The organism is Flavobacterium collinsii, from assembly GCF_902804485.1.
In the GTDB taxonomy this organism is placed as follows: Bacteria; Bacteroidota; Bacteroidia; order Flavobacteriales; family Flavobacteriaceae; genus Flavobacterium; species Flavobacterium collinsii.
On sequence record NZ_CADCST010000059.1, the window covers coordinates 1 to 26,062 of the forward strand.

Below are 26,062 nucleotides of genomic sequence, written 5' to 3' on the forward strand. Positions count from 1 at the left end.
GTATTCGATTGATTTTCCAACAACCTTTGCTTTAATACCCATTAGAGTCAATACACGAAGCAGTTTGGCATCTATCTCGGCAAAAGCCATATTGTCTTTGTGTTGGCAAACCGGAGCAATGGCACAAACCAATAGTTTTTTTAGCAGGTTCACATCACGAACGCCTTTTTTGATGGCAAAACGTCCAATATGCCATATTTCATTTATTGCATTTCCTTCAGCACAAATAAAAGGATTGATACCAAACATTTTCTGAATTGGAAGCGGTGTGATGAAATCCCATTTTAATACTCTAATGGTTCCCATAAGATCTCCAAGATCATTTTTGAAAGCGAAGATTTTTGAGTTCTCTAAGAATCCCATTTCTTCCTTATAAACGGCATCAATATCATTTTGATAATGACCAGGAAGAATTTCATTGGAATGGTGATTGAAGTTTTCTGTGACTACAAATTTTGACATTAAAAGGATGTCATTTTGACTAATTTCTGTGTGGTGGTTTTTGGCGAGTTTCATAGTATTTGTTTTCTCCAAAACTATCACCACAAGTTACGCTTCATATTACACAAAATACTAGTTTACAGTATTTTAAACAAAAACTACCTTTAAGTGTAGTTTTTGAAACGACAACATGTTAACCAAAAAAGTGTCAAAAACCGAATTAACATTCTTATCGAAATGAAGTTAAATTCGTATAGAAATGAAAATATTTTAACAGCGTCTGTTCAATTTTTCCTATATTCACATCCTGTTAAAAAAATACTAAAATATGGTAATTGAAAACGACTTTTTTTCCTCAAACAACACCGTTCAGAAGATCTCTGAAGACGAAAAAGGCAGACTTGGAGATTATTTAGAACTGGTCAGGGCATTTGCCAGAACTACTTACAGCAGTATTTATATTATTGACTACGAAAAGAAAGGTTTTGAATACGTGTCCGAAAATCCATTGTTCTTATGCGATCACACTCCTGCAGAAGTTCAGGAATTAGGTTATGCCTTTTACTTTAAGTACGTTATAAAAGAAGATCTAGATTTATTACTGAAAATCAACACTATAGGATTTGATTTTTATCAAAATATTCCTGTAGAAGAGCGCATACATCATACAATTTCATATGACTTTAGGTTAAAAAATCCCAGTGGAAAGACTTTTTTGGTCAATCAGAAGCTCACTCCCGTTTTTTTAACCAATGATGGTAAGATCTGGAAATCTATTTGTATTATCTCTCTTTCTTCCGAACTCCAGTCCGGGAATATCAAAATTTATAAAAAAGGGGAGAATAAGATCTATAGCTATGATCTGGAAGGAGATTTTTGGAAGATGATGAAAAAAATAGAACTTACCAGCCGCGAAAAGGAGGTTTTGCAATATTCGATTAGAGGTTTTACCATTGCCAATATGGCCGAAAGTATGTTTGTCTCCGCTGATACTATCAAATTTCACAAGAGGAAATTGTTCACCAAACTAGGTGTTGGCAATATTGCAGAGGCAATAGCTTATGCAACCAGTAATAAACTGATTTAAATCACATTCTTTAACACATAGAAGAATAAGTTGTTCTATGTGTTTAAATATTCTTTCACGCAGATTCTGCAGATTTTTTAATCTAATTATCTTCTGCCTTACAATCTAATAATCTTGCAATGGACTTACTCAGGGGCGTTTATTTAAACACATAGAAACATAGCTTTTCCAGCTGAAATTAAGACGTTTTCACTTCAAATAAAACACATACCACTATGTGAGAGAAATGAGTTTCTTTTATAAACTCTTTTTCGCACTTAAAAAAATCTATGTTTCTATGTGTTTAAATATTTTTTCACGCAGATTCTGCAGATTTAAGCAGATTTTTTAATCTAATTATTTTCTGCCTTACAATCTAATAATCTTGCAATGGACTTATTCAGGGGAGTTTATTTAAACACATAGAAACATAGCTTTTCCAGCTGAAATTAAGGCGTTCCACTTTTAATAAAACACAGAGTCCTATGCGAAAGAAATATGCCTATATTAGACACTCTTCACTCTTTACTCTTTACTCTTTACTCTTTACTCTTCACTCTTTACTCTTCACTCTTCACTCTTCACTCTTCACTCTTCACTCATACTAAAACCCGTGTCTCCATGTGGTAAATGTTTTTTCCTGCAGATTGTGCAGTCTTTTTCATTAGATCCTACAGAAATTACAGGCTATTTAAACAATAAAGCATTCTCTTGTTAAAAAATCATAAACAACTTAAAAACAAGTATTTATACGTGTTCTGTAAAATTATAATTTTCCTAATATTGTATACCATTAAAAAAGTGGAGTCAGAACCCACTTACAAAAAAAAACGAGGCGTATTCCGAAAAGCCTTACGAGTAGGAAAACCAACAAACAAATAAATTATGGCAACTTATCCTTATTCACAAGATGCATTATTAGTAAACAGCATCAATGCAAAAACTGTAGTTTCTATTGTATCAGGAATGCAAGTATCCGTTACTACTTTTAGTTCTCCGGCAGGAAATTTAGGCTCAATCACCCTTTCACCTGTACAGCCAACAGCTACGAATGTAGAATTTAAAGCTGGATCACAAAAACTGCAAATCGATCTTATCAGTTTTAGAGCGCAATTCGGACTTGACAGCGGACAGGTTACAGCAAGCGGACGTGCAACAGATCAGGACGGTAACAACGAAACTGCTTTTGCGAAACAAATTGCTGCTTGGTCTTAAGTAAAAAACATCAGGGTAATTTCCTGGGTAAATCATACTTATGAAGCCAAAAACTGCCCCCCTATAAAACCCAAATCACCAACAAAAACGATTGTATTACAAAGTGATCTTTACAGGCATGCACTACACTTCTTAATACAAAATTAACCCAGGAAAATTCCTCTATACTATACTAAAAATTATGGCAATTTATCCCTATTCACAAGATGCAATTTTAGTCAACAGCATCATAGCGACAACTATAGTCTCTTATGTAGAAGGAATGGAAGTATCTGTTACTACTTTCACTTCTGCCTTAGGAGCTCAGGCATCAACCAGTCCTTCTTCATCAAAACCAGCAAACGTATCAGGAGGAACTTTAGGATCAGTCACTCTTTCACCTGTACAGTCAAAAGCTGTAGACATCAAATTTATCGTTGGCTCACAAAAAATCCAGATAGATCTTATTAGTTTCAGAGCTCAGTTCGGATTGGATACCGGTCAGGTTATTTGTCGTGGAAAAGCAACAGATCTAAATGGCGAAAACGAAGCAATTTTTGCCAAACAAATTGCGGCCTGGTCCTAAAAAATAGCAGCGTAAAATCCCGCGGTTAACTCTATATGAAGTCAAAAACAGCATATACAAGTCGAATATACCCTATAAATATCCTGCTAAAAGTGATATTTATAGCTATGCTTACAACATTTCCTATAACGGCTTTTTCACAGGATACTATCCCTTTGCCCCTTGAAAAAATAACGGCTCCAATAGTCGAAAGCGGTACTACCGGAGAACGCTATTTTGGTGATTTATTAATACAGTATGCGATTGATCCGACAGGCAAAATTGTTGTCTGTACCCTATATTTAGCAACTGTTTTTGTAGGAGTACAATCTTTAACTCCGACCAGTCCGATTTATGAGTTTGACTTGAAATCAGGTGAAAGTACCACGAGTGGAAGCCTCAGTATTTATCTCAATTTCTCGCCATTAGTTTCAACCCTCAAAGCAGATCTGACGTATTCGGTTAAAGCAAACAACACCAGCTTTCCTTTTAAAGGTGATCTCGTCGGCTGGTATATTTATGAATAAAATTTAAATTTTACATATTACATTTTACATTTCAGAATGAAGATGACTTTATAAAATCCTTGTAATTAAACACTTTTGTTAAACTTTACCCAGTAGATTTTATGGCAACCTTACAATTCACAAATACTTCGTCAGGCAACAGTTCGTTGTATCTGGCTGCAAAAGATAGTAACTGGTGTGCCTATCTTCTGGCAAATGGTGTTACAGGACCGGCAAGTGGTTCAATTGGGCTGGATGAACTTTCCGCCTACAATGGTTATTTTCTATTTTCATTACATGCACCAACCCTTGACATCAATACATTTGTAACCAATGTATATACCTTTCTTGGGCCATTGCAAACGTATCAGTCGGCATCGGTAGTTTGGTTTATGAACCCTAACACAGCGTTGACCCAAATCAATACACCTCAACTCATTTTAACAGGAGGAGCCAATGGAGTTTATTCTGTTCTAAGCGGGTTTAATTACAGTTTCGGAAACAACTATGCAACCTTGTTCATCAGTAACAACAGTGTTATTTTGACACTGGATACGACCAATAATACAATGACTATTTCCGGTCAGCAAGGAGCAACTAATTATACTTTCTCGTCTAACAATCTGGATTCTTCAGGTCAAATTCAAGGCAACATCGAAATACCACTTACAGGAGCTGGTCAAGGACATATCCGATTTATACTGGGCTTTAATGCTTCTTCAGATTTTAGTGGTTTCAATGTCAGCAATCAATACAGCTTTAAAAACAATGCCAATGAGGGGCTTCTCACAAGAGTCACCTACTCTCTTATGCAAAAGGGAAGTTTAAATGATTTCATCAGCATGCAAAGCAGTATTTATCCTTGTGATTTGTTAAACCAGGCCGGTGTCAATACCTATTTTGCCTATTTGGGGCTGACCTATAATACTTTTACGCAACAAACCCGAATTTCGGCTCTGCCGTCGTATTACCTCACTAATTTCGGCTATCCTTTAATTCTAATTCCTTATACCAATTTTGTAAACAACGGTGTTTCTTTAAATTACCCAACACAAAACAGTTCGCTACTGGTATTTAGCGAACAGACTCCGAACGATCCGAATGCCGTTTGGTATATGACGCCTGAAGGAGCATCAATACTAACCCTTGACATTTCGTATCAGAAAAATATTGATGTTAATAATCAAGTGCAATTGATGTGTGGACTGGGTTCTACAGAAACGATCAGTTTTACACCTCAGTTTATTGATCCAAATAATGTGGTTACAGGCACCGGAGACTGGCTTTATTATCAAACCAACCAAAATGCCTTTGCTCCCCAGTTTCCTATTCAGGCTACTCAAAATGTAGTAGGCAGTAATACCACACAGGAATGGCTGGCCAATAATTATATCACCGGATGGAATGGCGTTGTTCTGGCCAATCAAAATGAGACTCCGGTAGTTTATCATGCGCAACCACAGGGCTCACCCTTGTTCTCTCCTGATAAAGATTCCCAATCTCCTTTATTCAGTCATCTCACAACCGGATCGGGTGTGTTATCGGCTGCAAGTGAAACCATCTTTTTTCCTTTGGTACCTTATGGAGCAACATTGGCTACTCCGTCTAAGAATGTTGATTTTTCATTATTTGAAAAACAAATACTCAATCCGACCCGAAAAGCCATTATCGCCAATGTAATGAGTTCGCAAAAAATTCCACCAACGGTCAGTCGTTTATTAAATGCCAGAGCAAGCGTAAACGAAAATGCCAGTGGAATATCCTCCACCAGTCCACAAGGATTTTATGTTAACGTTGATCCGACTGACGGAAAATGGAATACTTTACAACTGGCCAGTAATCAGTTTTTAACTTCTGACGGTACACTTTCTAAGGTTTTTAATTTACAATTTACACCACCAAGTGCTACTCTCCAAACGGCTTTACAGTCGAATCAGTTGTTTTTGGTGATTTCTTACAATCAAAAACTGAGCGATGGTACTTATGTGCTGGATAATTTCAGCAATGAAATGGAAATTACCGAATGGCCTTTTATATTGAATGTTCCAAAAGAGCAAACGAATGGCAAATATAAAAATGTATTGATATTTAAATTCTGTACTGGCATATTAACCGATAAAGTAAAGAACATTCAGGGCTGGAACTCACCGGATATTTTTAACGATACGAGCATGAACGGATTGCCTAATCTGAGTATGTGGCTGGAACAATACATACAAAGTGGGATGGATAAATATAAGGTGCAGCACGACAATGACTATCTCAATTTTTACAACATAGCCACAAACCCCAACTGGCAAGGTATTATCTCTCTCGGAGTTGACATCAGCGTACAGGACTTTCCGAAAGAACTACAAGGATTACTGGCCGGTATTGATCTGAATAATTTTTATGCACATCATTTTGGTGTAGATATCAGTATTGTAAACAATGATAAGGGCACCGTATCCATGCAGCCTACCAGTTCAATGTTTGCTTTGATAGATTATGAAGATCCAACTTTTGAAGGTATGGGATCGGATCCTGTTGTCTATAAAAACACGGCTCCTATAAACGGTGCAGTTGATTATGATTTTGTGGTATTACAGTTAAAAATTGTATTTACCAACAGTAAAATATACAACTACAACAGTTATCTGGCTTTGACAGTCAATAAACTTTTTGGGGAAAAGGTTGATGCAACAAACCGTGCTAATTTAATCATACTTACCGGTACTTACGAAAACAGCAATGGAGTTCCATCCTATACCTTTACCAATACTTCCGATAATGTATTGAATTTAGTCAATACCAATATCATTACGGATATCGAAATAATAAAATCATCATTTGTTACCGTTGTTCCTCAAAACGACGTAACAAGCGATACCGTTAATGCTAAATTTTCTTTCTGGGGATTTATCAATTACAATGATTTGGAAGGTTTTGATTTGTTTTCCTTTGGAACGGAACCCGAAAGCATTACAAATAATTTCAGAGGGTTATCCTATTCTAATATGTATGTCGATCTGACCTTTCAGCTGGAGACTCCTACTACCAAAACTTTTGTCTTTGATATCAGTCAGATGTCATTTGATGTGGGACAGAGCACTCCAAGAAAAGACAGTTTGTATTCGCATTTTCCTTTGCAATTGTCCGGTATAACCAATGGAGATGCCACCAATAGTCCAACTTCTCAAGGTTATCTGAATGTAGCCATACCTTCGTTGCAGCAGCAGCAAAGTGTAAGCGGTCAATGGTATGCTTTGGTTTTTAACCTAAACATGGGAACATTAGGATCGCTGGCAAGTTCAGCCGGATTTACCTCAACCTTTATGATGGCCTGGTGCGTGGGAGCAAAAGGTGCTTGGGCAGGAGTAAAATTACCGGGAGTTAACCCACAAGCCCCCTCTTTTAGTTTACAGGGTGTACTGAAGTTAAATATTGGTTCGATCATGCTGCAAAAAGCAACCGGTACAGAGACTACTGCCTATTTAATGAAGATAAACAATATAGCTTTAGAGGTATTCAGTTTGTCCTTTCCTCCGGGAGGAAATATTTGTTTTATGCTATTTGGTAACCCAGCTGCCAATGCAAAACCTGAGAGTTTGGGCTGGTACGGATCATATGTAAAAAGTTAAAGATATGTTTGAAACATTAGTAGTCAAAGTTCTTAGTGTCACAGATCAACACCAGGAATTAATCTCCGGAATCAACAAAGAAAATCTTGCAGCCTTTTTTTTGGCTCAAAATGAAATCCGCTCTTTTGTAACCAATACAAATGGATTTGGCCATCAGGTTTCTACCGTAAATATCATGTTGCGCATTATAGGTTACGGCTACAATAAAAACATTACCTGTATTTATGACGACGGCCCTGCAGACTTACCTACAATAGAAAAACTTGCATTGCTTCTGCCTGAGATTGTCCTAAAAACTGCTGGCCCGCCAGATCCAATTACAATTAATGGAGCGACTATATCCTTTCAGCCTACCTCTTCGTACGCTCCTGCAGAACAAATAGAATTTGGTATTACGGGAGGCTATGACGACAAAACAAATTTATCGACAAAGTATCTTACAAATAATTTTGTGGTACTGCAACCATTTCAATGGGGAAAGGCATATTATGGCAACAGTATTTTGACTGGTGCTACGACCTTAAGTTTAGATCAATTACAAGCCATAGGGCCCAATTTTGGAAATAAGGGCTTTTACATGAGCGATCCTACATTAACTGATCAACAATGGGATTTATATATGGATAATCCAAAAGTTGCCATTAGGTCTGAACAGGCTAATTATATCTATTCACTTGCAACTAATGAGAGCCCCAAATACAAAAATATAAACCTGTGTAGTGCTTACGGAATGAGTGATGCTTATAATGGTCTCACTACATTAGCCACAACAGCACCCAATCTTCTTTTTAATTTAGCACTTTCAATGTTATACGTTCAAAAAAACGGCACTAATTCTCTCAAAACCCGGGCTGTATTACTGGTACTTGCCAATGTTAAAGATGAAAGTTATAAGGTTTTGAAAAACTACTTTTTGGGAAAAAATACGGATGGTGGCTCCTTTACCAATCCGGAATTACTAAAATTTCTTAATGATTATAACGTTTCCCGTAATGCAAAAATTATTACTTCATTAGCAGGTGATGCCCTGACAAAAGCCATTGATGCTCTGCAAGATGGACAGGTACTTGTAGCGAGCTTACCTGGTTTACCTCCTCCCGTCTTTAATCAAATGATGTATGCTTCTAATTTACCATTTGTATTTGAGGGAAAAAACACAGCCAATCTTGCCATTAACTTTGCCAATCCTTATTATTATTTGGCTACAGCCGGCTCAGGAGTTGTCTACCCGACCCTACCATTAAATGCTGATGCGCCTGACCCTGATGCTTTATCCATTCAGGCTATTGCCAATTCGATGCAGGATGGGCCACTATTATGGCCGGCAAACAATGATCCATCCTCTCCGGTTAAGTTGGGAGATTTTACGATTCAAACAAAAGATCCACAAAATGAATATCCTAAGTATTTCAACAGAACTCAGGAATTTTACCATGATGAACTGAATGATAAATTATTGTTGAGCTTGTTTGTTTTTATTAATACCCATAACTAAGTGTAAAGATCAATCTATACGTAATTAATACGAGTAATCCTGTAAAAAGATGGCTAACGAAAAAAAACCAACCCTGAAAACCTTATATCAGGAGATACAAACAAACATAGAAAAGGGAAATGGAACATGTACTCTTGTCCCTGACGTATTAGATACTACAGATACTATCGGTAAGTTCTATTCAGATATAACCCTCTCGGGAACACTTACCGTAAATAATGCTACTTTATCACCTTCGACTTGGGATGATAAACTTACGGCTTTTAAACTATTAGGTGACACAACTTCTTTTGGCGTTGGTGATATGGGGATTAGTATCATTTTTGCTACCGATGATATTGGTTTATATTCAAAACTGGATGCCACTCTTTCAAATGGTACTTGGGCTATTAATGGAATCGATTGGTTTTCTATTTCCAGTCCTTTTATTGGAGTACAGGTATATGATAATAATATGCCGGTCATTGGAGCTATGGGAGGTACAATTGCCGTAAGTTCAGCAGTGAATGTAGCCTTACAAATGGTTTATCCGATTGCTAATAATATCTGGTTGTTTCAAGGAAATTTTAATGAACCGTATCCAAGTATTTCTAATTTTTATCAATTAGTTGGAGGCGTTAATCTTACTTCTGCACTGCCACAACCCTTTAGTACCTTATCTACACTTGGTCTTAAAACTATAGACATTAGCTATAATTCATCCAAAACCAGAGTAGATTATATTGCAGTCAATATTAGTACACCTCCTGATTATAACTGGCAAATTTTGCCAGGTCTTGCGGTTTCAGGAATTGATATTAAATGTCTTGTTTTAGGTTTTGGTGCAACTGGCGGAATAACTACTCAGTTTACCATTACAGGTAACTTTACCATAGGCCCGCCTAAATCAAACAATGTCATGTTAACTGCACAAGTTCCTAATTTCAAAGCCAGTGTACAATTAATTGATGGCACCATACAATTAGGAGATCTACTTACCATGTTTTGGACTGGAACCACTATCGACCTTCAATCGGAAATAACTGTATTGGAAGTACAAATTGATCCAAGTGCCAAAAACTATATCCTTAATTGCACTGTAGTAACCGACTGGATTTTCTTTACCATAACTAGTCCGAATTTAAGCTTTACCATGAAAGGGTTAGCTTTAAATATAAGCAGTCAGCAAGGTGTGACAACTGGAGAAATTAGTGGTCAGTTCCATATAGGACCGGATACACCGGACAGTGGTGTTGATCTTACTACCTTTGCTAAGTACGACGGTGATGCCTGGATTTTTGGTGCCAGCACCGGAACTGATCAGGTGATTTCATTGGGAGATATCGCAGTTACTTTTTTACAAGCCTTTGGCATGGGCTACGATACCATACCAAGTTGGGTAAAAGACAATTTACCTAGCATCAGCAATGTTAGCTTTACTGATATTTTACCCAATGACAAAGCTAAATCATCGACTTACAATGTAAAAGGTGATGTTGCCTGGCACCTGCAATACAGCTCTTTTAACTTAGACCTCAGTGCTAACGTTGATATTACCTATACTGATGGCAAAACATCAGGAACCATTACCGGTACAGCCGATGCCAAACAAATGCTCGGATTGACTTTTATAGTAGGCTATAAATTTGGCACGCCGGATACCGAAGTTTATTTAAAAATACCAGAATTTGCCAGTACGATTACGTATACCAGTAATATCAAATACGATATCATTGATATTAAATTTGATAAAATATCACTTGGAGAAATTGTCTCTACATTGGTGGGCACCTTCAGTCCGGGTTTCAGTTTATCTGCCCCCTGGAACATCTTAAACAGTATAGATCTTTCCAATTTTGAGTTTACCTACACCCGATACAAAGATTCAGCGCAGAGCAGCATTGTAGCGACCATTCCGATAAAAGTAGATTTAGGTTTCATCAATATAAAATCCCTTAAAATCACCAAAGACGATTCGGTTACCGGAAGTGGTGTTTACATCTTTATTGAAGGTACCTTCTTAGGGCTTCCTATCGGAAGTGATTCCCCTCTTCAAAAAGACGGCAAGGGAAGTGATGCTACAAAAATGCCTGCTGTACCAGGAATGGGAAGCGAGTTTTTCGATTTGAAATTACTGGCTATGGGACAGCACGTTACCATGTATGATGTTCCAAGTCTGGATTCGGTAGATGCTGCAATTACCGCATTATCAACCGCATTTACTACCACATCCGACGAAAGTTCAACTGCAATACCGGTACCAGCAGCAACAGCAACCACAAAACCGGGAACATTGGTATTCGATCAGAACAGCAACTGGCTGATAGGAACTGATTTTACAGTAGCCAAATTTTATCGTATCGCGGCAGTATTCAACGACCCTAATATGTATGGCTTACTGGTTGGAGTAAGCAAAGATGCAGGCGCTTTTAAAAATCTTCAGTTTGAAATTCTTTATAAAAAAATAAACGACTCGATCGGAATGTACCAGATCGATCTGCAATTACCGGATCAGTTCAGGCATCTTGAATTTGGAGCCGTTTCTATTACACTTCCTATCATTGGTGTAAAGGTATATACAAATGGTAATTTTTACCTCGACTTTGGGTTCCCGGCCAGCATAACCGATTTCTCACGTTCCTTCTCAGTACAGGTATTTCCGTTTGTGGGATTCGGAGGATTCTATTTCGGTTACCTTAGCGGGGCAACCTCTACTAGCGTACCAGCCACTAAATGTGGTGTGTTCAATCCCGTTATCGAATTTGGTTTAGGGCTTTCATTGGGAGTTGGTAAAACCGTCGATCAGGGGATCTTAAAAGCCGGGCTTTCACTTACGGCTGTTGGTATCTTTCAGGGGGTATTGGGCTTTTTTACGGCCAACACTTCTTTACAGACAAATGACGATACTTATTTTAAAATTCAGGGAACCTTTGGGTTAACAGGTCATATCTATGGGGAGATTAATTTTGCTATTATCTCTGCGAGACTTGATATTATGGCCTACGCCTATATCACCTTGATTATCGAAAGCTACAAAAAGATACCAATCACTTTTGAAGCCGGAGTTTCGGTTAAACTTACCGTTAAAATTAATCTCGGATTATTCTCTATCAAAGTATCGCTGCACTTTAGCGCTACCATCAGTGCTTCATTTGTCATTGGAAGTGACACATCAGCCTCTGCACCATGGAATATTTGTCCGATAAAAGGATCAGGAGAGCGACTATCATTGGATATGGCCAGCAGAACTTTTAATGCGATGAGTCTGGATACCGCTCCGGTTTATCTAAAATGGCAACCTATTCAACCCGCGACAAAAGTGCCACTTGACTTATTGTTTTTTCCACAGCTTACAGTATCGGGAGAATCCGGATCTGCAGGGCCTCAATATGCTTCGATGCTATACATCAACACCGATCCTAACGACAACAGTCTCGCTGCCTTAACCGAAGGAGTTCTTTACTGGGCCATCAATGCACTTATAGGAAATACCAGTGAAAACACAGGTCTGAACTGGCTAAAAGAGCAGGAAATCACAGCATATCAAATCAGTACACTGCTTTGCTACTTTAACACAAGACCAAATCATGTTGCACCATTCAACTATATAAATGCGACAAACAATGACATTCGAACTTTCTTCAGTACTTATTTTCAACTAAATATACGTGCTGTTGATGCAACGCAAAGCGGAAGTATGGATGCAGCAGTTTTCCCTGTAGTGCCGGAATTAATTCTGAATACCGATCTAAACGGTACTGCGGGTACTCCGATTGATTTTGCTACCCAAAACATGACGGGTACTCAAAATTACATCAGCGATATAACCGTACTGCTCGCCTCATCTGCTGTCGATTATCAATCCAGTATTACAGCAGAATATTACGATACTTCTGATTGCAGTAACGTATCCGATCCAACTTACGAGGAGCAACACAACCTGTCCTTCCCTACCTTTATGTTTACCGATTTTGTGGCACTGCTGGCCAAACAAGCACTCCAAGCTGCAGCCGATTATCTGGACAAACAGGAAACACTTTCTGCCAAAGTAAGTGATGTTGTTTCGAATGCGGTTACCGACAGCGTACAGGGAATTGGTGGTATGGCTTCCCGTTTTATGCTTCATGGTCTGAGATTGCCTCAGCCGCCTGACGCTTCAAAAGGAGTAACACAGCCATTGTATGTATTAACAGGGCAACAAATTGCAATACCTTCAACCTTAAAAGCGGGTGATAAATATTCGGTGCTGTTGCAAAATCCAAATGCATCCTGGATTACTATGGTTTCAGGGACCAATAATACCCTTACCATAACCATTGATGACAGTGAAATACAGCACATTCATGATGTAGCAACGATTACTTTGTCGCCAACACTTTCGTACGGACCAACGGCACTAATCAACTACAATGATACTCCTCAAACTTTCTCATTAGGAGCTCCTGCATTATGGCAATATCCAGGTGATTTCTATTCCGGTATAACAAATCAACCTGTGATATGGAAATTACCATCCAATTTAACAACCATTTTTGCCGAAGAAGGAAACTGGCTTTTTGATGTTAAAACTTTAACTACCACCGATACTGGTACGACCAAGGCAACAGTAAAAAATTATACCTGGGGTACAGTCGTTAATTTCGCGCTGCAAAAGATAACCGCAGTTGATGGTCAAATTACACCTTTATCAAACAACATGTACAATTTGGTAGGTGCCGATGACGCAGGAACTGTTTTTTTACAAGAATTACTAACGTATCTGAATACGCATGGCGATAGTGACGGAACCAAAACCATTCAGCAAATTCAGATATTGTATCAGCCGGATCCGACTGAAAATGGCAATGGAGGTTATATTTCAGATCTAAATGGAGGTTATAAAACGGCCATCGTTCAGGCCAATCTGTCAACAGAAACCAATCCGGCAGAAGCAATGTTCGCGAGAAGTTTTATAGCTGAAATTCCGGAGCGAGATTATAATACCCTCAATAACGCAGGTGACTTTATCAAGTTGTTATGGGAATGCAGTATTGTTCGCAGCGGCGGTTTCTATTTCTATTACAATAACAGTGAGAATAAAGGACTACCGGATACCCTTTTTGCCGGTAACGGAATCGCTAATATAGCATTGGTTGTTACTTACGATAACTTAATATTAAGCCCGTTTGTAAACAGTGTTGTTATAGGTGATACCATTGATACGACAAATACTTCCGTTTACGTTCAGTCACCGGATACTGCTCCAATAGCACAACAATACACAACCCGCGTGGCTACTTTATTACCGGGAACAGTAGGTTACGAAGTATCGCGTAAAAACCCTGGGGATTATGTGCCTACACAACCAGTACCAACATTAGCTGAGGATCAGATCTACCTGCAAACGCAATTCAATCTTATCGGATTAACTGTGCCGGCCATACCGGCTTATATCAATCCAACACCGGCTGGCCCTGTAGATTCAATGGACGACGAAGCCATTCAAAACACCAAAAACGGAAACGCTTCGGCCAATGACGATGTTGAAGATTGGAATTACAGCGCTGTTGTTCCGTATTACAAATATGTACAACCGCAAGGAACAGATCCTAAATATCCGAATCCATATGCAGGTATAGGAACTACTGTACAAATGGTAATGAACTGGCAGGATATGTTTGGAAATGTGCCCCCAAAGGGTACAACACCGTTAAATGCTTCTATGCAGCTTTTATATGCAGATGCGATCATTGCACTAAGTCAATGGCCCTCAGTATCGGTATCCTATTTGTTCAGCCCTGTTAGCGGTAAACCAAACATCGGTCTTAACTTTAATTTCAATACGGTACGTTATATAGGCGATGGAGCACAGAATAATGCTCAGATCGATATCATTACATTTATGAATATCTATTATCAGCTTAGTAATAGCGATATGGTTATTCACTATACCACAACGGTAGAAGATCAGGCTAATACACAAGGAGTGATTACTCCAACAGATCATAGTATTGCAAACAGTGATGTATTGAATCATTTTATTAATCCTATTATCGTGTATTTAAATGCGATCATAGCAGGTCAGACACCGGTTGCAGTTCAGACGTATACCATAAATTCAGCCGTATCAACCACCAATATCATCACTTTGCCCGAAATTTCATTGGTATCCACAAGTCTGACGATGAAACGTGTTGCGAACTTAGATCCAAATTTTGTTAATGTTGCGGGAGTCGCTTTATCCAGCACTGTTATTCAGCCTTTATCCGAGAACGGCGTAAATGCTATGCTGGCACTTACTTATTTTGCCGAGCAATTTGAAGCTGCTTTTATCAATCAGCCTAATACCGGCATCGTACTTAAAGCTGCTACTGGAGCTAATCTTACCAAAGGCAACAGCGATACTACTGCAAATGCACCACTCTGGATGGTTCGTTTTGACAGCACTGGGGTGAATGGTCTTAAATTCGGATTTAACAATCAACAGGTATACTACTTCGCTCCTATTCCATTGGCAACCAGTTTACAGTCGTTCTTTGCTAAAATAAATACCTATCAGCAAGGGAAACCTTACCCGGCAAACAATGGCATCACCAAAAACTACACTAGTATCGATATGGACAGCTGGGGCTTACAGTTTTTACAGGCTGTAGACAAATTCCTTAGCCCTTCTTATTCTGTTCCTGCATTTTTATTAACTGCAAGCGATGTATTTGCCGGAGATCCTGATTATTTACAATTGATACTCGACGCCAAACAAAAGCTGGCTGAAGCTATTGAAGGAACGATCGATTTTATCATTGAGCCAAGTGCTGGGAAAGAACCTTCAAATATTGGTAACGCACAGGAAAAATGGAAACAACAGATCCTTATACAACTGGCAAATGCTTATCGCTATATCGCCTCTGTACAAACTACTGCCAGCATAAGTTCGGCTTATAAAGGTGCGGAATACGCCAATTCCAACAATGTACCACCACAGCAACCTTATGTTCCTTCGCTTTACGGAAAAATGTTAGGTCTTGATCCTACTGCCGCCGGCTCTGATACCATTCTGAAATCGACTGAATATTCATTGTCCACCGCAAAAGTTCCAACTGCCAACGGTAATTCCTGGTTGACCTACATGTTTGAAGCCAAAGATGCAGCCGAAAGCCGTAGTTTTTCTTTTAGTGAAATGGAATACAACGTGAGTCACCTGGAATTTGACATTACCCAAATACCAGATTTAGCAGATTACCTTGCTTCTTCGTGGCTGACTTTTATCGTTCCGCTTGACGGCCAAATAGATCATAAAGACAGTCCGCTTGCCAATATGAGCGATGTTGGAGAAACTGCAATACCCGTTCCGTTGCGTGCTTACCCAACACCTCCTTCAATATCGGCACAGAATTTTGATTACCCGGTAAACGAATTTACTCAGCTACAGCCAATCACGATAGCAGAAGCACGTCAATGGGAGTATTATTATACCTATCAAAACCCTTCGGCTGCGCAGGATACTATTGTAACAGAAATTCAGTTTAATGTTACCGATCAAAATCAGAGTTTTTATGCCAGTGCAAATACACCAAATTTAGGGCTGTATCAGGCATTTGCTCAATTCATTGATTCTTATCCGTTAATTAATGCCGATTTCGATAATTGTCTTGCCCTTCTTACTCCGGCAACTTTAAAAGCCGATTCAACTTTGGCTATTAATGCCCGCTATGCGATGTTGGCTTTTATCGATATCGTAAATCAGGTCGCCGATCAATGGTCCGTTACCAATCAGGTAAACCCTAGAAAAACGACGTTAGGAGCAAGAGCATTCTCGACCGCTCCTGCGCCACCATTTACATTGTCTTACACGATTACCGAAAGCCCTCAGGAAGAAACGGAGTACTTAATTGTCACTATTGATTCTACGAACCAACAATCTGCCAATGTTACGATCGACGTATCAATTACAGGCTATACAAGCGAACCGATTGAAGGTAAAACAAATGAATACTTATATTACAACTTTGATAATGAAGGAAATAAAATATATCTGTTATATGAAGACCGAAATAATGATCCTTCAAGAACCGTTCAGCTTAATGATCTCGATATCCTTACAGCGCAGAATGCCTGGAGTAGTGTAGCTGTAATAAGAAACGAAGAACTGTTGCAAAACGAGGATGGTACATGGCAAACTACCAATAAGTCGTTTATCTATCAAACGCCACAGGTAATGTTCTATAACAAACTTATTCCATTATTGAATGCGAATAATGCTATAGACATTAACACCATTGCAACACCTACTTATCCAGTACAGCCAACCCGTACACTCAATGTACAGCTATTGGCCTTGTTTGACGCTTTAACCGAAAACATAGATCCTGCGATTACTGGGTTTACGATAAAAATGCAATGTGATTATAGCTATGTCATTCCGGGAACCACTTTCCCTGTAGACATACCTGTATTGCTCGTTACTCCTACTGAATTGACAGTCGCAGACCACGGAAAAAGTATGGCCGATTTGATATCCGGAGGAATAAACAGCTGGATAGAAAGCAATAGTCCGCAAACTAATGCCGGAGCCTATACCTTCATGTTGACTGCTTATTCTGTAACCGATAGTTATGTACCGATATTGCAAATCCCATTAACATTATCACTAACAGCGATCACAATCATTTAATTAATTCAGTACCTCATAAAAAAGCAGGATGCTCGAAACATCCTGCTTTATAATTTCAAAATCAATTTGTATCTATCTTTTGTAATAAGCCACGATACTGGCTTTAGCCAATGTCTGATTCCATAGATTAAACCCCACGATGGCCGGGTTTGTATTCTCATCAAGCCCCAGTTTGTCGGTTTTAAGAGCATAAACAGTGATGATGTACTGATGAAATCCATGCCCCTCAGGCGGGCAAGGCCCTCCAAATCCTTTAATTCCGTAATCGGTGATGCTTTGTGTTGCACCTTTTATTGCAAATTTATCTTTGTTACCTGCATTAGTTACCAGTTCATTTATATCTGATGGGATATCAAATACAATCCAGTGCCAAAAACCACTTCCGGTGGGTGCATCAGGATCATACATCGTCACAGCAAAACTTTTTGTTCCCGCCGGTGCATTTTTCCAGGACAATTCGGGCGATTGATTCTCTCCGGTACAGCCAAATCCCTTAAACTCCTGTGTTTTAGTCGCCTCTCCTCCGAGGTCTTTACTGCTGAGCGTAAAAGTCTTTTGTCCGAAAATTGTGGTTGTGAAAATTAAAGATATTATCAAAATTAAATTTACTTTTTTCATTTTTCTGTGGTTTAAAATTTTAAACAAATTTAGCCCTGAGGATGAAAAATAAATTGAGGTAAAGGCTCAAAAACTATAGCCAAAAGCTCATTTTAGTTGTCCTTGTTTTGGAGTCACTCCATACTTTGATTTATAAGCCTGAGTAAAACTGGATAAACTTTCGTAACCTACCTCAAAATAAACCTCTGAAGGACTTTTTTGCTCCTGATGAAGCAAATAATTGGCAAATTCAAGTCTTTTATTTTGAAACCATTTAATCGGTGATTCCAAATAATGCTTTTCAAATTCTCTTTTAAATGTCGAAACACTCATATTACACAAAAAGGCCAATTCTCTTAACGACAATTTACTCAAATGACTACTTTCAATAATCTGAATGAATTTTTGTGAAGAATCACTACGGTTAGCAACTAGAGAATATAGAAATTCTGTACCATGAATCTCCGTCAGATAAAGCATTAACTCTTCAAACTTCACTTCCAGTAGTTTACTTTTAATTGCTATCGATAATTTCGAAATATCCACCAGACTATTTACAAATCGTTTAAGGAATACATCATATTCAAAAGCATAAACAGAATTAGATTCTTTTACTTCCAGTTTACTCCATTCCATTTTTCTGATAAATCGCAATACCATTTCATTTGAAAAAAATAAAACAATACTTCTGTAATTAGAAACAGCAGAAAGTTTTTCAGTCATTAAGCAATGTCCTGATTTCATCATAAGAAACTTCGAAGCGTCTATTGCTACAGCCGAATTTCCAAAAACGACTTCTTTTGTTCCTTCCATTAAAAAACTAAATGCATGCTGACTCAGAATGATTTGCTGCTTCGAAACCTTTTTAGAGCTATTGTAGTCATAAACCTCAATTAGATTTGATCCTTCAAAATTTAACTCATCAGGAAGTGTAAGTATATTCATATTGACAAAAGAAGAAACGGATTTTTATCCCAAATTATTTACTGTTGTATAATATCAAAATCGGAAATGTGCTTTTTTAAGCACTACTTTAAAGCAATGTGTAAATATAAACTATTTTACCTCGGGAAAATCTCTCCAAATTAGCTCTTTAAAATCCAAATCAAATAAGAAGACATCTCGGTAAAATTACACAAAAGCAATAGTTAACTCATAATAAACCTATTAAGTCATATCAAAAAATATATTCGTATTTTTAAATTTCTAACCCACTAAAACCAAAACTATGCGTTATAGTATTGCCCTTCTTAGTCTTTTAATGTTGTTGTCTTGTAAAAATGAGCCAAAAACCAATATATTATCCAATTACTTTACCTACAATCAGGACTCCAATGTTGAATCTGCAGGAGTGAAAATGATTCCGATAAAAACGCCGATAGGAGAATTTAAAGTTTGGACAAAACGTTTTGGAAACAATCCGAAAATAAAAATACTATTACTGCATGGGGGCCCTGCTATGACTCACGAATATATGGAATGTTTCGAAACCTTTTTTCAACGTGAAGGCTACGAATTTTACGAATACGATCAATTGGGCTCCTACTATAGTGATCAACCAAAAGACAGCAGTTTATGGACTACCGAACGTTTTGTAGAAGAAGTAGAACAAGTTCGTAAAGCTATCGGGGCGGACAATAGTAATTTTTATGTCCTGGGAAATTCATGGGGCGGAATTTTAGCAATGGAATATGCCTTGAAATACCAACAAAACATGAAGGGCTTACTTGTTTCAAACATGATGGCCAGTGCACCCGATTACGGGAAATATGCTGATGAAGTGCTTTCAAAACAAATGAAACCGGAAATCTTAACAGAAATTAGAGCACTTGAAGCCAAAAAAGATTTTAGCAATCCCAGATATATGGAATTACTTCTTCCAAATTTTTATCAAAAACATTTATGTAGACTAAAAGAATGGCCAGACGGGTTAAATCGTGCCAGCAAACACATTAATAATGATATATATTCATTGATGCAAGGACCAAGTGAATTTGGTATTAGTGGCCGTTTAGCCCACTGGGATATTAAAAATCGCTTGAATGAAATTGCAGTTCCGACCTTAATGATTGGCGCAAAATATGATACTATGGATCCAAAAGCAATTGAAGAACAAAGCAAATTAGTCAAAAAAGGACGATACTTATATTGCCCAAACGGAAGTCATCTTGCCATGTGGGATGATCAGCAAATATTCATGAAAGGAGTGATACAATTCATTAATGATGTTACTACCAATACATTCTAATATTGTAGTAGTAAAAGAAAAAAAACTAAAGATCATCATCAAAAACGATTCACTTTGAATCGGAATATCCGCATCTATACAAATTCAATTTTATTAATAGTTCGCTTTTACAAATTCGCCGTTTTTAGGTGCTCATCCATTTAATAAACAATTATTTTTTTCATCATATTAAGTTTTTTTTCTAATCAATAAAATAAAAACAGGTAATTATACTGTACTCTTTTACGTATTAAATAATTAAGTTTACTTTTTAAATATTTAGATTACAAAACGCAAAACCTTAAATAACTGATATTTAAAATAAAATAAAGTTATTTTAAAGTTAAAGGATAATTAAAATTATTACCAGGAACAAAAGCATTTATAATAATTAATTGTAAGAAAGTTATCATTCCCAATATATTCTGTTGCTATTCTTTTAAAAATTTTAAAATATTAACTATGAATAAATTAGATCGTAAAATTCCGGCTTTTAGTGGTTTTAGTATTGAAATAGATGAAAGATATTTCATGGCACAAAACAAAAAATTATTTAGATTAGGTATAAAACTTAATACTCCAAATATTTGCAATTGGTCCTGTCCCTATTGTTATGTTGGCGATGAAAAATCAAAATTGCGTCCGCAAAAACTTGACGATCAAGGTAATGTTACTCATGACTTAAGTAAAGATCCCTTTTGGTTCGAGAGAATGAAAGGCTGGATTTTACAAGGAATTGAACTTGGAGCTAAAGCCGTTACGTTAAATGGTACTTTTGAACCGACTACTTCAAAAGATCTTTATAATGTCATTGATTTTTGTCGAAGTGAAAATCTTGCTACAACATTGGTAACAAATGGATTGTTATTAAAAGATGATGATATAGAAAGACTTTATAAGTCTGGCGTTAATGTGTTAACAAAACTAAATGTACCGATAGCAGATAGTACAGACCCAAATTATGATAGGTTTTGTGATATCCAGAAAGAACTAAGCGGATTAAAAAGCGAAAAAACAAAAATCTACGAAAATCAAAAAGAATTAATTCAGAAATTCATTGACATAGGATTTAATGAAAAACAAACAGATGGAAGCACGAGATTTGGAGTAGAATCAGTTATTACAAACCTTAACTTGGAGTTTATGCCTAAACTGATACGACAATTAAGAAACCTGAATATTTACGCGCATATAGAAGTAACAAAACTTCAGGGGTTTGCAAAAGCAAATCCAAATCTCACGATATCTAAAGAAAAACTTCAGTGGTTGTTTGAAACTGTGAGAGATGAGGACTATGCGGATGGATTCAATTATTATGATATAAAACCTCCCTATATAGGAGGAACATGTTATGAAAATCTTCACAGACTTGATATACATGCCGATGGAAATGTAAAACCTTGCCCAGGAATAGAAACAAATATTGGTAATTTAAATAAAATTTCATTGGCTGAAGTTCTCAATTCTCAATCACTTGATATTATCCGAAATCTGGAAAAATACATTGAAGGAGACTGTAAAGAATGTGATCTGTTCAAGTCAAGAGAGTGTTATGGCGGTTGTCGGGGAACGGTTTATCAAACATTAAAATCAAATGGATTTTCGGAATACGAAAGCTGGGTAGGATCAGATCCGTCATGCTGGCGTGTTGAAAACTTACTCGATAAAAAAATAGCCAAAACAACTTTGTTTAATAAAACAGCCGCAACAGTTCAATAAAATATACTTTTAGAATATGAAGCAAATACTTGGAGTATTCTATTGGCATAATCCGACAAGATTTGGTAATCTGGAATTGGTTAATGACTTAAGAAATCAATTCCAGATTCTATTAATCACCAATATGGATCTTTCGTATTTAAAAGGATTTTGTGACCATTATATAGTTGCTGATTATCATTCCCCTGACAGTGTAATCCATCAGGTAATTGAATATAATAAACATTCAAAAATACAGGGCATGATTACTTTGTCGGAAGGAGCAGTAAGCCTTTTGGCAGATTGTACTCAAAAACTAAATCTGCCGGGTAACTTTCCCTATTGTGCAAGAATTGCCCGGAATAAATATATGATGAGGGAAAAAGTTAAGGAATTGGGCTTATCGCAACCCAAGTTTTATAAAGCCTCCTCCATAAAAGAAGCCTCTGCAATTTATCAGGAAGAATTTAATGGTGGATCTTTATTTTTGAAACCACCCTGTCTCGGAGGAAGCTCATTTTGTTTGCGTATAGATTCCCTAGATCAATTAAAACGGGAATGGGATTATATTTTTGATGAAAGCTTATTAAGAACAAAAGGTGATCCTTTGTTTGAAGAACAATTTAAAAATGGCGAATATTTTCTCCTGATGGAAGAACTTCTGAGCGGAACAAATTTTCTTCACGATCAATTATTGGGTGTAGAATTCCCATGTTTTGAATTGAGTGTTGAAGGTTTTATTCAAGGAAATAAAACTTTTGTCTACTCAATTACAGATAAACTTCTCAGAAATAACTCAAAATACGGCGAAGAATTTTTATGGCGCATGCATTCAAGAGTACCGGTACTATTTAAGGAAAAATTAATACATTATGTCAACATAATAAACAATGGGATTGGTGCCCGAACGGGCTGTTCTCATACCGAATTTAGGATCGAATCCGGAGACCGCCATAATTTTGATGTCATATATGAAAATCAATATTATAAGATAAGGTTAATAGAAACGGCACTACGTCCAGGTGGCGCTTATATGCAAACGGCTTTAAAACATGCGACAGGTTTTAATTCTATTCGGGCAATGGCACTTCAGGCTTGTGGCCTGGAGAACGATGAACGCATTAAATTTAGAAAACCCGGAATCATGATTAATTTATGGGCGCAAAAAGAAGGTATTGTCAAGAAATTAGTTGGACTTGATAAAATAATCAGTCTGAAAGAAAAATTGGCTTTCTTTCATATTTTCGATGCAATTGGTGATTATACCTATCTGCCTCCTGTAGCCAGTCGCGGAATGGGTGACGTTTTTATTATCGATCATGATATTAACCTAGATGAAATTTCTGATTGGGAAATTCGGCTTCATAGTGACAGCCCTTATGAGCAGATTGAGAAGTTGTTTTTTGAAGTAATAAATAATTTTGAAGCACACACAGAATAAAAATATAATTAACCTAAATTTTATCTGATGAATAACAATCATACAATGGATAATGTATTGCTAATTGACCGATGCTTAAATCTACATAAAAAGTTATATCCTTTGATTGGTAAAATGTATCTGATTACGGATCAAAATGACGACAAACCCAGTACGTACAAAGAATTTGGATACGACCAGATTATCGAGGTAAACACACTCACTAACAATGATATTATAGATTTGGCTATTTCAATAGTTAAAACGAAAAACATCAAACACATTCTTTCGTTTGATGATAAGTATCAGGAAATTGCTGGTAAAATTGCCCGAATGCATGGGTTTTGGTTTCCTTATGATCACGGAGTTTGTGACTCCGTTAGAAACAAGGCTGTCACCCGAAATATTTTAAGCAGTAAGGGACTCGATAATTTACCATACAAAATTATTAATGACGAAACAGAAATTGATAAATTTATCGAAGATTACGGTTATCCTTTGGTTATGAAACCTTTATCATCACAAGGAAGTTTGGCTGTTAACATTATACTCGATAGCAGCGAATTAAAAAAAGCAATTCAACTGTTTGAAAAAAACGCAAAAAATCAAATAATGTTATTAGAAAAATACATTATCGGTAAGGAGTATAGCTTTGAATGCTTCTCAGAGAATGGTAACCACGAATTAATTTGTGTTGTTGAAAAATTTAAATCTGAGGTTTATTGTGTTGGAATGGGACATAGGATTCCTGCTGACTTAAACTCTTCTGATTTATTTAGGATGAAGAAATATGTTTTCTCATGTCTAAGTGGCTTGGGAATAACCAATGGACCCACACATACGGAATTAATATTCTCGCCCTCCGGTCCTGTAATCGTTGAAACACATACACGGGCATGTGGAGCGCATGTACCTTATCTGATTGAAAAACTATACAACATTGATATTCAAACGTTATGGATTCATCAATTTTTAGGAAGTACAATCATTGATGAAATTAAAAAATCCAAGCATTCCGAAAAAACCGGAGTAGTCTGGTTCAAACATTCAAACAAAGCAGGAGTACTTGATCATATAAAAGGTATTTCCGAGACCTATAATACTTTTGGCGTATTAAAAGCCGAAGCAATTCAAACAAAATTTAAAACCCTCGAGAATTTTACAAAAAGGTCTGAAGACAGACTAGCGTATGTCATTGTTGTTGAAGATGATCATGACGAAGCGTTGAATAAAGCCCAAACAGCAATTAATAGTCTGGATGTAGTATATATTTAGTTATTATTTTTTTCAATGAAGTCTCATTTTGGCAACTATAAATCAATTTTGTTTTTTTTGATCATGATGGGAAAAACATCTGCGCCCTATTATAACCCTATTTCGTTTTTTAGAATCATATAAAGCTCAATGTGCACTATCATATTTCAAGCATGGAAAAACAAAATATGACCATAAAAAACCTCAGGTATCGCAAAAAGATAGGATCAATACGAAAACCTGTGGATTTATAAAATTGGACATAAGTATTAGTCGGTCTAAAAAGAATCAGGTTCAAAAGTTGTGGAGTGATAAAAATAATATTCTCTTTACCGTAAATCACTTTAGGAATGAAAGTGGCAGCCTTTTGCAATCTTTTAAAGATTTACATTTTCCTAAAATTTCTTAATTCCAAAATAATAATTTACAGCTTACCCCATAAGAGATAAGTATTTGGAATCTGTTGCTCTGAATGAGCCTTAGCAGTAACATGGCACGAAGTGCCATGAATAATGGTGAGCATTTCTTTAAGCCCTGTAAGGGCGAAAGCATAACCCAAAAAGCACATATCTTATTTTATGTCATTTCCGAAAGTAAGCAACTTTTAATCAACATCTTATACTTTATTAATAACTGCTTATGCCTCTTCAGTACAATATGATTCATTATCTTAATTTATAGTGCGTTGCACTATTTTTATGCTTTTACGCTTTCAAGTCTTTTTAAACATTTAAAATATTTATACCGAAAGAGAACACTAATTATAAAATCAGCTGTAATAAAATAATCTCTTAAATGAAGAGCTGAAATCGTTAGTAAAAGAAATAACTTCTATCAACAACCCCACAACATTTTATATTGATCCAGAAAATGCTGTTCAAAATGATATAAATTCTTCTCTTTATGTTGAGGCTTCTGCCCTTTCAGGGCGAAAATGATATTATTGCTATTTATTTCATAGCGCTTCGCACTATGCTTTCTGCTTTTCGGGCTTTCAGCCCTTATTAATATTTAAGAGTATTATGCGTAAATATTGCTCTAAAAAAGCAAATGCCAAATCTCAAAAGAACAACCTAGCCCTTAGCAACTAATACATAAAAAATAAACAAAAAAATCCGTTCTAATTCGCGTTTTCGCATAGCGAATCAGTACAATCCGCGATCTGTTTTTTAACCGCAAAGTTCGCAAAGCATTACGCAAAGCACGCAAGAATTTCCTAAAATTCTATAAAAACAAAAAAACCTATCCAAATTGGATAGGGTTTTAAAAAGAAAGGCGACGACATACTCTCCCACATAACTGCAGTACCATCTGCGCAGGCGGGCTTAACTACTCTGTTCGGGATGGGAA

General features: G+C 36.9%; 14 protein-coding genes and 1 rRNA gene. 11 read left to right on the top strand and 4 right to left on the bottom strand.

All coding sequences use genetic code 11. The features are described 5' to 3' along the window. On the bottom strand, window positions 1-516 hold a 516-nt coding region (locus tag FLA105534_RS03220), incomplete at its 3' end, for a hypothetical protein (RefSeq protein ID WP_173964612.1). Between the two features lie 253 nt (window positions 517-769). Here FLA105534_RS03220 and FLA105534_RS03225 point away from each other — a divergent pair. From FLA105534_RS03225 to FLA105534_RS03255, 7 genes are all read left to right on the top strand, one after another. After that, window positions 770-1,528: a response regulator transcription factor gene (locus FLA105534_RS03225; protein ID WP_173964613.1), complete on the top strand. Its 759-nt coding sequence runs from the start codon at window positions 770-772 to the stop codon at window positions 1,526-1,528. 864 nt (window positions 1,529-2,392) lie between these two features. Beyond that, window positions 2,393-2,722 carry a hypothetical protein gene (locus FLA105534_RS03230; RefSeq protein ID WP_173964614.1) on the top strand — a complete coding sequence of 110 codons (330 nt, stop codon included), beginning with the start codon at window positions 2,393-2,395 and terminating at the stop codon, window positions 2,720-2,722. A 181-nt stretch (window positions 2,723-2,903) separates the two neighbouring features. Next, window positions 2,904-3,287: a hypothetical protein gene (locus FLA105534_RS03235; RefSeq protein WP_173964615.1), complete on the top strand. Its 384-nt coding sequence runs from the start codon at window positions 2,904-2,906 to the stop codon at window positions 3,285-3,287. 107 nt (window positions 3,288-3,394) lie between these two features. Next, entirely contained in the window at window positions 3,395-3,793 is a 399-nt protein-coding gene (locus FLA105534_RS03240) for a hypothetical protein (protein ID WP_173964616.1), read from the top strand. A gap of 101 nt (window positions 3,794-3,894) precedes the next feature. Beyond that, window positions 3,895-7,392 (top strand): hypothetical protein, encoded by a 3,498-nt coding sequence (locus tag FLA105534_RS03245; RefSeq protein WP_173964617.1) that lies wholly within the window; start codon window positions 3,895-3,897, stop codon window positions 7,390-7,392. A 4-nt stretch (window positions 7,393-7,396) separates the two neighbouring features. Then, window positions 7,397-8,887 carry a hypothetical protein gene (locus FLA105534_RS03250; protein ID WP_173964618.1) on the top strand — a complete coding sequence of 497 codons (1,491 nt, stop codon included), beginning with the start codon at window positions 7,397-7,399 and terminating at the stop codon, window positions 8,885-8,887. 49 nt (window positions 8,888-8,936) lie between these two features. Continuing rightward, complete coding sequence (locus tag FLA105534_RS03255; protein ID WP_173964619.1) at window positions 8,937-17,516, top strand: hypothetical protein; 8,580 nt, start codon at window positions 8,937-8,939, stop codon at window positions 17,514-17,516. A gap of 72 nt (window positions 17,517-17,588) precedes the next feature. Here the strand turns inward: FLA105534_RS03255 and FLA105534_RS03260 are convergent, their stop codons facing one another. Together FLA105534_RS03260 and FLA105534_RS03265 are read right to left on the bottom strand one after the other, a co-directional pair. Then, window positions 17,589-18,134, bottom strand: a complete 546-nt coding sequence (locus tag FLA105534_RS03260; RefSeq protein WP_173964620.1) for a YbhB/YbcL family Raf kinase inhibitor-like protein — start codon at window positions 18,132-18,134, stop codon at window positions 17,589-17,591. 87 nt (window positions 18,135-18,221) lie between these two features. Next, entirely contained in the window at window positions 18,222-19,058 is an 837-nt protein-coding gene (locus FLA105534_RS03265) for a helix-turn-helix domain-containing protein (protein WP_173964621.1), read from the bottom strand. 283 nt (window positions 19,059-19,341) lie between these two features. Here FLA105534_RS03265 and FLA105534_RS03270 point away from each other — a divergent pair, with 283 nt between their 5' ends. The 4 genes from FLA105534_RS03270 to FLA105534_RS03285 all read left to right on the top strand — a co-directional run bounded on the left by FLA105534_RS03270 (window position 19,342) and on the right by FLA105534_RS03285 (window position 24,733). Next, the gene (locus tag FLA105534_RS03270) at window positions 19,342-20,361 is read left to right on the top strand and encodes a proline iminopeptidase-family hydrolase (RefSeq protein ID WP_173964622.1); all 1,020 of its coding nucleotides are present in this window, start codon (window positions 19,342-19,344) and stop codon (window positions 20,359-20,361) included. A 441-nt stretch (window positions 20,362-20,802) separates the two neighbouring features. After that, a complete protein-coding gene (locus FLA105534_RS03275; RefSeq protein ID WP_173964623.1) occupies window positions 20,803-22,059 on the top strand; it encodes a radical SAM/SPASM domain-containing protein in 1,257 nt (418 codons plus the stop codon). A 16-nt stretch (window positions 22,060-22,075) separates the two neighbouring features. Continuing rightward, entirely contained in the window at window positions 22,076-23,479 is a 1,404-nt protein-coding gene (locus FLA105534_RS03280) for an ATP-grasp domain-containing protein (protein WP_173964624.1), read from the top strand. 27 nt (window positions 23,480-23,506) lie between these two features. Then, complete coding sequence (locus FLA105534_RS03285) at window positions 23,507-24,733, top strand: ATP-grasp domain-containing protein (protein ID WP_173964625.1); 1,227 nt, start codon at window positions 23,507-23,509, stop codon at window positions 24,731-24,733. A 1,249-nt stretch (window positions 24,734-25,982) separates the two neighbouring features. Here the strand turns inward: FLA105534_RS03285 and rrf are convergent. Next, window positions 25,983-26,062: ribosomal RNA gene (gene rrf / locus FLA105534_RS03290) — 5S ribosomal RNA — on the bottom strand; the annotation flags it as partial.

Coding starts and splice junctions, on each gene's coding strand:
- FLA105534_RS03255 (WP_173964619.1), top strand. CDS start 8,937: ATGGCTAACGAAAAAAAACCAACCCTGAAAACCTTATATCAGGAGATA.
- FLA105534_RS03260 (WP_173964620.1), bottom strand. CDS start 18,134: ATGAAAAAAGTAAATTTAATTTTGATAATATCTTTAATTTTCACAACC.
- FLA105534_RS03280 (WP_173964624.1), top strand. CDS start 22,076: ATGAAGCAAATACTTGGAGTATTCTATTGGCATAATCCGACAAGATTT.
- FLA105534_RS03240 (WP_173964616.1), top strand. CDS start 3,395: ATGCTTACAACATTTCCTATAACGGCTTTTTCACAGGATACTATCCCT.
- FLA105534_RS03225 (WP_173964613.1), top strand. CDS start 770: ATGGTAATTGAAAACGACTTTTTTTCCTCAAACAACACCGTTCAGAAG.
- FLA105534_RS03275 (WP_173964623.1), top strand. CDS start 20,803: ATGAATAAATTAGATCGTAAAATTCCGGCTTTTAGTGGTTTTAGTATT.
- FLA105534_RS03265 (WP_173964621.1), bottom strand. CDS start 19,058: ATGAATATACTTACACTTCCTGATGAGTTAAATTTTGAAGGATCAAAT.
- FLA105534_RS03235 (WP_173964615.1), top strand. CDS start 2,904: ATGGCAATTTATCCCTATTCACAAGATGCAATTTTAGTCAACAGCATC.
- FLA105534_RS03270 (WP_173964622.1), top strand. CDS start 19,342: ATGCGTTATAGTATTGCCCTTCTTAGTCTTTTAATGTTGTTGTCTTGT.
- FLA105534_RS03285 (WP_173964625.1), top strand. CDS start 23,507: ATGAATAACAATCATACAATGGATAATGTATTGCTAATTGACCGATGC.
- FLA105534_RS03230 (WP_173964614.1), top strand. CDS start 2,393: ATGGCAACTTATCCTTATTCACAAGATGCATTATTAGTAAACAGCATC.
- FLA105534_RS03250 (WP_173964618.1), top strand. CDS start 7,397: ATGTTTGAAACATTAGTAGTCAAAGTTCTTAGTGTCACAGATCAACAC.
- FLA105534_RS03245 (WP_173964617.1), top strand. CDS start 3,895: ATGGCAACCTTACAATTCACAAATACTTCGTCAGGCAACAGTTCGTTG.